Source organism: Robiginitalea sediminis, from assembly GCF_002198115.1.
GTDB lineage: Bacteria > Bacteroidota > Bacteroidia > Flavobacteriales > Flavobacteriaceae > Robiginitalea > Robiginitalea sediminis.
Genome location: NZ_NGNR01000004.1, coordinates 112192 through 122508 on the forward strand (window position 1 = coordinate 112192; position 10317 = coordinate 122508).

The window sequence follows — 10317 nt, forward strand, 5'->3', positions numbered from 1 at the left end:
AACTTTAGCCCTATGGGCAAGGCCTCAACAACCCGAATCCGCTACCGGCTCCGGCGCATCCTCCCCTTTGGGGTCATCTGGCTGGTCATCGGCTGGTATACCCTCATTAGCGATGCCCTGGCCACAGGGTACCAGAACGTACGCCCCGATACCGATATCACCATGAGCCCGGGCATCTTTGCCTTCGCCTCCCTGGCGGTCTTCACCGTAGGCCTGGTGATGGGGACCCTCGAGGTCCTGTGGCTCTCCCGCCGCTTCCAGGGGTATTCCTTTCTGGGGAAAGTCACTGTTAAAATGGGCATCTACCTGCTTTTCATGCTTGCCGTGATTGGCATTACCTACCCCCTGGCCGCAGGACTGGAAGCCGGTTCCAGCCCCTTGTCGGCAGCAGTGATGGACAAATTCGGGCACTACCTGCAAAGCACTACCTTTTTAAGCACCCTGCTCTCCCTCTCCTTCAGTATCCTGGCCTCCCTGCTCTATGCGGGGATAGCCGAACACCTGGGCCACAGCGTCCTGCTGAATTTCTTTACCGGCCGTTACCACAAGCCGAAGGAAGAGGAACGAATCTTTATGTTCCTGGACCTGAAGTCCTCCACCTCCGTAGCCGAGAAACTCGGCCATAAGCGGTATTACCAGTTCCTGAAGGCCTACTATGCGCGGCTGTCCGATGCGATCATCGCCCACCGGGGCGAAGTTTACCAGTATATAGGCGACGAGATAGTCATTACCTGGCAACTGGAGCAGGGCCTGGAAAACGCCCGGTGCCTTCGGTGTTTTTTTGCCATGCAGGATGCCCTTTCCCGGTCCCGGGAGCAGTTTGAGTCGGAATACGGGCAGTGTCCGGAGTTCCGGGCCGGCCTCCACATGGGGCCGGTGACTACTGGCGAAATCGGGGCCCTGAAAAAGGAAATCTTCTTCACAGGCGATGTCCTGAACGTCACTTCCCGGATCCAGAAAAGCTGTAAGGAATACGGGACAGACCTCATCGCCTCAGGAACCCTTCTGGACCACCTGGGCAATGACCTGCCTGCACATGCCGAACCTTTGGGTACCATCCCCCTGGAAGGACGGACACAGCCTGTGGCGCTTTTTGCCATAACGCCATTACCACCTGGTTAATTCATAAGGGTTATTCCGGCATCCCCAGTGCGATCCACGCCCGGATTTTTTGCAGGGTAGCCGCGTCCAGTTGCCCGGAAGGGGGCATTACCCCAGCCTGCCCGGTTTGCAATTCCATCCTCGCCAGGATGGGGTCAATCTGGTCTATAGTCTTCTGGTAGGTAGACATGTCGAAACCTCCTGCAGGGGAATTGGCCCCGTGGCACATGATGCAATAGTCCTCAAAAACAGGGAGGATATCGGCCATATAGGTATAGTTTACGTCATTGGTTCCGGAATCCGTGTCATCCGGAGGGGTTTCCTCGCCCATCAGGAAACCATCGGTCCTCCAGGCCAGCAGGGTTTGGATTATGGCGTTATCCACCCGGCCGCTGGGTGGCATGATGTCATCGTCGTCTTCATCCTCCATCATGGATTCCAGGACATCGTCAATAGCCTGTTTCACCCGGTTATACCCGTCCAGGTTCACCCCGTCTTCGTGCAGGTTGTCGTTATGGCAGGCCACGCACAACTGCCGCATGATAGGCTCCACGTCGGCCAGGTAGGTTACCTTGCCGGCATTGGGGTCGGGTGGCGGCGGGTCGTCTGAAGGAGGTTCTGAAGTAGGATCGGAATCCGGAGGGGTAACGGAGTCATCTGCGGTAGTGTCAGTTGCATCCGCATTGGGGTCGGATTCGGCCTGTTCCATCTCGTCCTCTCCGGGGTACTTCATGTAGTCGGAGACACAGGAGTTGAGCAGAAACCCGAAAAGGGTTACGGCAAGCAGGGGCATAAGCTTTTTCATCGCATAAGCTTTTAGGTTAGACAAACCCCCATTTGCCAGAACTTCTGATGTACCCTAAAAGTAGGTAGGTCCCTGGCCGACAAAGATGATATTTATCATATTATCAGGAAATTAGATAAAATGCAAGGGTGAGGGCGGACAGATTAGGGTTGTGGGGTGGCCTTGAGAAAAGTAGGGGAAAGGATTTTACTTCCCTACGGTCGGTGCAATCCTTGGCATCCCTAAGTCCAAATAAGTAAGCAAGCTTTCACCGATAAAGATTTCGCCTTGCTTCGGTCGGCGCAATCTTTTTGGGGTAGCCTCAAGAAAAGCCGAAAACTACGTTTTCAGCTTCTTTTCATTTGCACTTGGCTGGAAAGTTTACTTTCCGCCAAGTTCCAATGAAAAAAGCCAGGCAACTGCCTGGCTTTTCTTGGTCGGGATGACAGGATTTGAACCTGCGACCCCTTCGTCCCGAACGAAGTACGCTACCGGACTGCGCTACATCCCGAAACCGGAAGGCAAAAATAAAACTTTTAACGGTTATGGTAAAATAAGTGGAGGGATAATTCGGGGGAATACCACGGCAGGCAGGGAATTCGTATTTTCAGGAAAAAAAAGGATTCAGGTGAGAAAGATATTGCTGCTGCTATTACTGCCCGGGTTATTGCTGACACAGGCATCGGGGATTGCACAAACGCGATTCATAGAGGACCCATACACGTATCGGAAAGGGGAGCCTTTCGGGACCGGGAAATGGTTTATGGGCCGGGAAATTGCCCATGTTATGGGCTACCAGGGGATGGCCTGGCTGGAACGCGACGAGCGGGAGGCGGAGGAGCGCACCTCCCGCCTGCTACGCAATATGGACATCCAGCCCGGGGATACGATCGTTGACGTGGGGGCCGGCTCCGGGTACCACGTCTTCCGGATGGCGCCCATGGCCAGCCGCGGGCTGGTCTACGCGGTGGACATACAGGAGGAAATGCTCGAGGCCATTCGCGGGAAAAAGAAGGCTCTCGGGCAGGGGAACGTAGTGGAAGTCATGGGGACAGAGCGCAGTATCGAGCTCCCGGAGGGGATTGCCCACAAGGCCCTGATGGTGGATGTGTACCACGAGTTTTCCCATCCTCTGGAAATGCTGGCCTCCATCAGAAAGGCCCTCAAACCAGGGGGGAAACTCTACCTGGTGGAATACCGGGGCGAAGACCCGGAGGTCCCCATCAAAAGGCTGCACAAGATGACCGAAGCCCAGGCCGTAAAGGAGCTTCAGGCGGCCGGGTTCCGGCTGGAGCGCAACCTGGATAACCTCCCCTGGCAGCACTGCATGGTATTTGTCAGGGAGTAGCTTCCCATCCGCGCAACCCAATAGTTAAATTCCTCTTAACGCTGTAATATTTAAGCGGTTACTTCGTCATATAGGTGTTCAGATGAACAAGCGAAACATCGCACAACAAAAACCTATAAAACCGCATATCATGAATCATACAAGCAAAAACCTCAATGAAGTAAGTACTGGTTTTGACCGCACTCCCACGCGCCATGCCAGCTGGAAGAATACCCGAAGACACACGGCCCTGCGGCTGATTCGGTTTTCGTAAAACGAACTTCAAAAGAAAAGAGGGCTTCTGAGCCCTCTTTTTTATTTCTAATGGATGGTAAACGCCTACCCGCATTTGGAGGAACCGCAGTCCCTGCAGGTGAGGCAGCCCTCCTGGAAGACCAGGTTCTTGCCCTTACAGTTCTGGCAGGTCTGCCCGTTGGCCTCCGTCCCGTCCGGTATGTACTTTTTAAGGGCGCGGACCACCCCGTTTTTCCATGTGTTGATCTGCTCGGAATCCAGGTGGAGGCTCTGGATCAGGTCTACCACCTTGGGGATGGGCATTCCGTGGCGCAGGGTCCCCGAGATGAGCTTGGCGTAATTCCAGTATTCCGGGTTGAATTTGTGGGACAAGCCTTCAATGGTGGTTTTATACCCCCGCTTGTTCTGGTACTGGAAATCGTAACGGGAAGGACCGTCGTCTTCCCGGTGCTTGATAATGAGCCCACTCTCCACCCACCGGGGCAGTAGGATTCCATCTTCGTCGTCTGCCAGACCGGTAAAGATCTCATAGGGCTGGTCGTCTATCAGGCCAATGAAGGCAATCCACTTCTCTTTGTTGTTCTGGAAGCGCACCACGTCGGCCTCCAGGACCTCCGGTCTTTTGGTGGGAAAGTCTGTGAGGCTTTCCCCTTCGGCTTCCTTGGAGTCGGAATCGGCAATCAGCACACCGGATCGGGATCCGTCCCGGTATACCGTAACCCCCTTACACCCGGATTTCCAGGCCTCCAGGTAGAGGCGTCCGACCAGTTCCTGGGGCACGTCGGAGGGCAGGTTAATGGTAACGCTGATGGAATGGTCTACCCACTTCTGAACCGCTCCCTGCAGGCGTACCTTACTCACCCAGTCCACATCGTTGGAGGTGGCTTTGTGATAGGGCGATTTTTCGACCAGGGCTTCGATTTCCTCCCGGGTATAGTTGGCATCCGGGTCATACCCGTTTACCGACATCCATACCTTGAACTGGTGATGGAAAACCAGGTACTCCTCCCAGGAGTCGCCCACCTCATCGGTGTAGTCTACCCGCACCCCTTTATCCGAAGGGTTTACCTTGCGGCGGCGTTTGTACACCGGTAAAAACACCGGTTCTATACCGGAGGTGGTCTGGGTCATCAGGCTGGTGGTCCCGGTGGGGGCGATAGTCAGCAGGGCGATGTTGCGCCGCCCGTATTCCACCATCTCGTAATAGAGTTTTTCATCGGCCTCCTTAAGGCGGAGCATAAAGGGGTTGTTTTCCTCGCGTTGGGCGTCGAAAATAGGGAAGGCACCCCGTTCCCGGGCCGTCTGTACCGAACCCCGGTAGGCCCCCAGGGCCAGGGCCTTGTGGACCTCTACCGAGAAGGCGCTGGCCTCGTCGGTACCGTACCGCAGCCCGAGGGCCGCCAGCATATCGCCTTCGGCCGTGATACCAATCCCCGTGCGACGGCCCTCCTGGGCCTTCTCCCGGATCTTCAGCCAAAGCTGGTGTTCCACCCGTTTGGTATCGTCCCGTTCGGGATCGGATTCGATTTTCTTTAGGATGGCATCTACCTTCTCCAGCTCCAGGTCAATGATATCGTCCATAAGCCGCTGGGCATACCCCACATGCTCCCGGAAGCGCTCGAAATTGAACCGGGCCTGGGGGGTAAAGCGGTCCTCCACATAGGAAAGCAGGTTAATGGCCAGCAGGCGGCAGGAGTCGTACGGGCAGAGCGGGATTTCCCCGCAGGGGTTGGTGGAAATGGTTTTATACCCGAGGTCCGCATAGCAGTCCGGGAGTGATTCCCGGATAATGGTATCCCAGAACAGGATACCGGGCTCTGCGGAACGCCAGGCATTGTGAACAATGGTATCCCAGAGTTCCCGGGCCTGGATGGTCCTGGTCTGTTTCGGCTCGGGCGCCCCCACGGGGAATTGCTGGGTATAGGTTGCGTCCTGTTCCACGGCCTGCATAAAGGCATCGTCTATACGAACCGAAATATTGGCCCCGGTTACCTTGCCTTCCTCCAGTTTGGCATTGATAAAATCCGCAGCGTCCGGGTGCTGTATGGAGACCGAGAGCATCAGCGCGCCCCGGCGGCCGTCCTGGGCCACCTCCCGCGTGGAGTTCGAATACCGTTCCATAAAGGGCACCAGGCCAGTGGAGGAGAGTGCGGAATTCTTAACCGGGGACCCCTTCGGGCGGATGTGAGAAAGGTCGTGGCCCACCCCGCCGCGGCGCTTCATCAGTTGCACCTGCTCCTGGTCGATCTTCATGATAGCCCCGTAGGAATCGGCCTGGCCTTCGGTCCCGATCACAAAACAGTTAGACAGGGAGGCCACCTGGAAGGGGTTGCCAATCCCCGCCATGGGACTGCCTTGGGGCACCAGGTATTTAAAATCCCGGATAAGGCCGAAGATCTGCTCCTCATCCATTGGGTTGGGGTAGCGGGCTTCCACCCGGGCGAGTTCCCGGGCAATGCGCCGGTGCATGTCGTCCGGGGTAAGCTCGTAGAGATTGCCCTCGGAATCCTTCAGGGCGTATTTGTTAAGCCACACACTGGCCGCCAGGTCGTCCCCGTCAAAATAGGCTTTGGTGGCTTCGAAAGCGTCGGCTGTGGAATAGGTTTTGGTGGGTAGGGCTGTTTTAGTGGAAGGCATCGGAAAAGGGTGTTTTTCACGTGAAAGTACTCACCTCCCGCCAGACCAGATCATGACATCTGTCATAGTATTGCTATCGAATATGGCGCAATTACCTGTTTGTCAGATTATTAATTTAGTTGTCAACATAATTTTGTTAAAAAAAAGTAGGTTTACTTCCATTTTCAGTTTAATTCGATGTCCTGACGTTGGGCTCGCTTAGCGAACGCAAGTATTGATCCGTCATTAGGGCAAAACGGCAGGAACAGGCGGGGAAAAGAACCTACTCCCCGGCCTTTACGGCGCGCCTGCGCAGCTTGCTGAGGAATTCCTGGGAAATACCGAGATAAGAGGCTATATAATACTGAGGCACCCGCCGGATGACATCCGGGTAGCGCTCCAGGAAAAGCAGGTAGCGGTCCATAGCCGTGTCGGACATATTACGCAAGAGTCGGTTTTTGACCACATTCAGGTGGCGTTGCATCATAAGGCGGAACATCCGTTCCATTTTGGGGACTTCCTCCAGGAGGGATGCCTTGGTTTCCGGGCTGAGTACGAGTAACTCGGTGTCTTCCAGCGTTTCAATGGAAACCCGGCTGGGTACCTGGTTTTCAAAACTGTAAATATCGCTGATCCACCAGCGCTCCAGGGCGAATTCCACGGTATGTTCGGAACCCTTGTCATCCACGTAGTATTCCCGGGCACACCCCGAGAGGATAAAGGCTTCGAAGCTGCAAACCTCCCCTGCGCGCAGCAGCTGGGTTCGCCTGGGAACCTGGCGATATTCGAAGGCAGTGAGGACCAGCTCCATTTCCTGGTCGGTAAGTGCCACAAATCCTGATATATACTTGCGTAGTTCTGTTACCATAACCTCAGCCATGACTCGCTTTTTTCTTGTCCTAGTTCAATGAAAAGCGCATCAATACCCTGTACCTTTAGGGGTGTAAATTAACCCACAATGCAATACCAAACAATTCAAAGCACTGTAGCCGGGTTCCTGGAAGCACTCGAGCCCCAGATTGCAGGGCGTATGGAAGTGCCCGAAGATGCACGTATTTCGAACGGGAATGTAGCGGTCTGCCTGATAGACCCGAGTGGGGGAATCCACGGAAAGTGCTACGGTACAGATCCCGTACGGCAACGGCAGTCCTTTCAGATCGCCTGGAGAAAGGCCAGTCAGGTATGGCTTACCGGTACAGAAACCGGGGAGTATGAGCGGATGGTATTTACCGGCCAGGTCCCCGAAAACGCCAATGGCATAGACAACCCGGACCTGATCGGGTGGGTTGGCGGACAACCCGTCACCCTGAATAACGGCCAGTCCTACTCGATAGGGTTCAGCGGCTTCAGGGGAACAACAGATAAACAAATTGTCCTGGACACCTTCAGGCAACTAAACCTTCTCAATACCTAAACCATGGAATACACACCCGCCCAGAACCGATATCAGGAGATGACCTATAACCGCTGCGGAAACAGCGGCCTGATGCTTCCGGCCTTTTCCCTGGGGTTATGGCACAATTTCGGCGAGATAGACGATTACCAGAATGCCCGGAGTATCATCCACAAGGCCTTCGATGCCGGCATCACCCACTTTGACCTGGCAAACAACTACGGGCCGCCCCCGGGCTCGGCGGAATCCACCTTTGGAAAAATCCTTAAGGCAGACCTGGCCCGCCACCGGGACGAGCTCGTTATCAGTTCCAAGGCGGGGTGGCCCATGTGGGATGGGCCCTACGGGGACCTCGGATCCAAAAAGTACCTGGTGGCCAGTCTGGACCAGAGCCTCAAACGGATGGGCCTGGAATACGTAGACATTTTCTACCACCACCGCCCGGACCCGGACACCCCCCTGGAGGAAACCATGGGAGCCCTGGACCTGATCGTGCGCCAGGGCAAAGCCCTATATGTGGGCATTTCCAGCTACAGCGCCGACCAGACCAGGGAAGCCCTTAAAATCCTGCGGGAACTGGGGACGCCGTGTCTGATCCACCAGCCGCGGTATTCCATGTTCGACAGGTGGATTGAGGACGGGCTGCTGGATGTCCTGGGCCAGGAGCAGGTGGGCTGTATTGTGTTTTCCCCCCTGGAGCAGGGACTGCTGACCAACAAATACCTGGGAGGCATCCCAACCGGATCCCGGGCGGCTTCCGGAAGGGGCAACGGAGCCCTGGAAGCCGGGCAGATCACACCGGAACTACTCAATAAGGTGGCCCGCCTGAATGCAATAGCCCAAGGGCGTGGGCAGAGCCTGGCCCAGATGGCACTGGCGTGGGCAGGTCGCGATGCGCGGGTAACTTCCGTGCTGCTGGGCGTTAGCAGGCCGTCCCAACTGGAGGACTCCCTGGCATCCCTTGCCAACAGCCGCTTTGCCCCTGAGGAGCTGGCCGCTATTGAGGCGATCCTGGGGAAGTAAACCCTCTTGCCGGGACACATCACAAGGAGAAGGCTTGCAGTCTTCCATTTGGGGGATTCGCGGAAAGGCTTACAAGGTGATTTGGGATACCTATTATATATAAGGTATGCTATTGATGGGAGATGCGATTAACCAAACTAAATTCCGGCATCCCGGAGGCACCTGAATCGCGTTTCATGTCATCCTGAAGGAGAGAAGCGACTGAGGTATCTTGCACGTTAGTAGGATTCCCTATATGCCTTCGCCACGTCTCAGCAGGACACAATGCCCATCGGCAAATTGGCGCAACAACATGCTCCTCGACCTATTTACTTATCTTGTAGGTGCGTCGAGCTTCGCATAACCCCTAACCAAAATAAACCACTGATGAAAAAGCTTTTGTGGATTGGGCTCCTGGCCCTGGCAACGACAGCCTGCAAAGAAACCCCAAGGCAGGAAGCCCCCGCCGAGGAACCGACAAAGCTAAAGGCCCTCATCCTGGACGGACAGAACAACCATTATGTATGGCCCAAGACCACGCAGATGATGCAGGATTACCTGGAACAAACCGGGCTTTTCGAGGTCTTCGTACACCGGATGGATTCGGTCTGGCTGGGTATCAAATACCGGGAATCCCGTCCGGAGCCATACACTTCTTTTATTGAAAAGTACCCGCTGGATTCAGCCTCCTCTGGGATTTCCCATGACCCCATTGCCACCTCCCGGTTTTCGATGGATTTTACCCCTTATGATGTCATCATTTCAAATTTAGGGGCGTCCTCTCCCTTATGGCCGGCCGAAACCCGCAAAGCCTTCGAAACCTATATGGAAAACGGCGGGGGATTTGTGGTGGTGCACGCCGCGAACAATGCCTGGGGGGACTGGGATGAATTCAACCGCATGATCGGGCTGGGGGCCTGGGGTGGGCGCGATGCCCAGAGCGGGCCCTATGTCTATTATAACGATGCAGGGGAACTCATCCGGGATACAGCTGAAGGTGTTTGCGGATCGCATGGGCCGGAATACGAATTTCAGCTAACCACCCGCGCCCCGGAACACCCCATAATGAAAGGATTACCCGAGACCTGGCTGCACACGGAAGATGAGTTATATGAGCGCATGCGCGGGCCGTTTGAAAATGCCACCATCCTGGCTACCGCCTATGCCGATGTGGAGAAAAATGCCCCTCCCTGGAACCCGGATGTGGTAGGCCTGGGCCAGCATGTGCCCCAACTGATGGCCATCGAGTACGGAAAAGGGCGCGTATTCCACTCCACCCTGGGGCACTTCGACTATTCCATGGCCTGCGTAGGGTTTATCACCACCTTCCAGCGCGGGTGTGAGTGGGCCGCCACGGGAGCAGTTACCCAGGAGGTGCCGGCGGATTTTCCGAGTGCGGAGAAGTCGGTCAGCAGGGCTTGGGGGGAGTGAAGGGTATTCCTTTGCTTTGTGGGCACGTTGCCGAAACCTTCTGCATCGAGACCTTCATGAGGGATTATCAACGACCCAGAGGCTTTTTCTGAACCTGCAAGGGTATTGCGTCGAATGAGGCTAGTTTGTGCCCCGGGGCTTTGGGGCATTTCCCCTACGAGCCGTGACTGTTGAAAATTTAGCCCCGATAACCATCTGGGCGGTGCGCTGGCCTGGATTACGCCTGCGGCGTGATCCAGAATGGGGGGTGGCCTCAAGCAAAGCCAACAAAGCTGCGCTTTGTGCTTTTTTCATTTCCGCTTCCACTTACAAAAACAAATTTCCTGGAATTTGGACTTTAGCGGTTGGAATTTCCTGGATTACGCCTGCGGCGTGATCCAGAACGGGGGGTGGCCTCAAGCAAAGCCA

General features: G+C 55.5%; 9 protein-coding genes and 1 tRNA gene. 6 read left to right on the forward strand and 4 right to left on the reverse strand.

Features of this window, described 5'->3' with window-relative positions:
- Window positions 1-12: 12 nt before the first annotated feature.
- Window positions 13-1122 carry an adenylate/guanylate cyclase domain-containing protein gene (locus CA832_RS13010; RefSeq protein ID WP_088342080.1) on the forward strand — a complete coding sequence of 370 codons (1110 nt, stop codon included), beginning with the start codon at window positions 13-15 and terminating at the stop codon, window positions 1120-1122.
- Between the two features lie 10 nt (window positions 1123-1132).
- On the opposite strand, the gene CA832_RS13015 is transcribed toward CA832_RS13010, so the two are convergent.
- Window positions 1133-1906, reverse strand: a complete 774-nt coding sequence (locus tag CA832_RS13015; RefSeq protein WP_088342081.1) for a hypothetical protein — start codon at window positions 1904-1906, stop codon at window positions 1133-1135.
- A 413-nt stretch (window positions 1907-2319) separates the two neighbouring features.
- Window positions 2320-2396: transfer RNA gene (locus CA832_RS13020), tRNA-Pro, on the reverse strand.
- 117 nt (window positions 2397-2513) lie between these two features.
- Between CA832_RS13020 and CA832_RS13025 the strand changes: the two genes are divergently transcribed.
- Window positions 2514-3233 carry a class I SAM-dependent methyltransferase gene (locus tag CA832_RS13025; RefSeq protein WP_317042290.1) on the forward strand — a complete coding sequence of 240 codons (720 nt, stop codon included), beginning with the start codon at window positions 2514-2516 and terminating at the stop codon, window positions 3231-3233.
- 130 nt (window positions 3234-3363) lie between these two features.
- Entirely contained in the window at window positions 3364-3486 is a 123-nt protein-coding gene (locus CA832_RS15270) for a hypothetical protein (protein ID WP_262502104.1), read from the forward strand.
- 65 nt (window positions 3487-3551) lie between these two features.
- On the opposite strand, the gene CA832_RS13030 is transcribed toward CA832_RS15270, so the two are convergent.
- Together CA832_RS13030 and CA832_RS13035 are read right to left on the reverse strand one after the other, a co-directional pair.
- Window positions 3552-6104 (reverse strand): adenosylcobalamin-dependent ribonucleoside-diphosphate reductase, encoded by a 2553-nt coding sequence (locus tag CA832_RS13030; protein ID WP_088342083.1) that lies wholly within the window; start codon window positions 6102-6104, stop codon window positions 3552-3554.
- 262 nt (window positions 6105-6366) lie between these two features.
- Window positions 6367-6963 carry a Crp/Fnr family transcriptional regulator gene (locus tag CA832_RS13035; RefSeq protein WP_233131810.1) on the reverse strand — a complete coding sequence of 199 codons (597 nt, stop codon included), beginning with the start codon at window positions 6961-6963 and terminating at the stop codon, window positions 6367-6369.
- A gap of 78 nt (window positions 6964-7041) precedes the next feature.
- Here CA832_RS13035 and CA832_RS13040 point away from each other — a divergent pair, with 78 nt between their 5' ends.
- The 3 genes from CA832_RS13040 to CA832_RS13050 all read left to right on the forward strand — a co-directional run bounded on the left by CA832_RS13040 (window position 7042) and on the right by CA832_RS13050 (window position 9909).
- Window positions 7042-7497 carry a GlcG/HbpS family heme-binding protein gene (locus CA832_RS13040; protein WP_088342084.1) on the forward strand — a complete coding sequence of 152 codons (456 nt, stop codon included), beginning with the start codon at window positions 7042-7044 and terminating at the stop codon, window positions 7495-7497.
- Between the two features lie 3 nt (window positions 7498-7500).
- Window positions 7501-8499: an aldo/keto reductase gene (locus CA832_RS13045; protein WP_088342085.1), complete on the forward strand. Its 999-nt coding sequence runs from the start codon at window positions 7501-7503 to the stop codon at window positions 8497-8499.
- A gap of 366 nt (window positions 8500-8865) precedes the next feature.
- A complete protein-coding gene (locus CA832_RS13050; protein ID WP_088342086.1) occupies window positions 8866-9909 on the forward strand; it encodes a ThuA domain-containing protein in 1044 nt (347 codons plus the stop codon).
- Window positions 9910-10317: the final 408 nt, after the last annotated feature.

Excerpts from the sequence above, each read along its gene's own strand:
- CA832_RS13050 (WP_088342086.1), top strand. The coding sequence starts at position 8,866 with ATGAAAAAGCTTTTGTGGATTGGGCTCCTGGCCCTGGCAACGACAGCC.
- CA832_RS13035 (WP_233131810.1), bottom strand. The coding sequence starts at position 6,963 with ATGGCTGAGGTTATGGTAACAGAACTACGCAAGTATATATCAGGATTT.
- CA832_RS13010 (WP_088342080.1), top strand. The coding sequence starts at position 13 with ATGGGCAAGGCCTCAACAACCCGAATCCGCTACCGGCTCCGGCGCATC.
- CA832_RS15270 (WP_262502104.1), top strand. The coding sequence starts at position 3,364 with ATGAATCATACAAGCAAAAACCTCAATGAAGTAAGTACTGGTTTTGAC.
- CA832_RS13030 (WP_088342083.1), bottom strand. The coding sequence starts at position 6,104 with ATGCCTTCCACTAAAACAGCCCTACCCACCAAAACCTATTCCACAGCC.
- CA832_RS13045 (WP_088342085.1), top strand. The coding sequence starts at position 7,501 with ATGGAATACACACCCGCCCAGAACCGATATCAGGAGATGACCTATAAC.
- CA832_RS13040 (WP_088342084.1), top strand. The coding sequence starts at position 7,042 with ATGCAATACCAAACAATTCAAAGCACTGTAGCCGGGTTCCTGGAAGCA.
- CA832_RS13015 (WP_088342081.1), bottom strand. The coding sequence starts at position 1,906 with ATGAAAAAGCTTATGCCCCTGCTTGCCGTAACCCTTTTCGGGTTTCTG.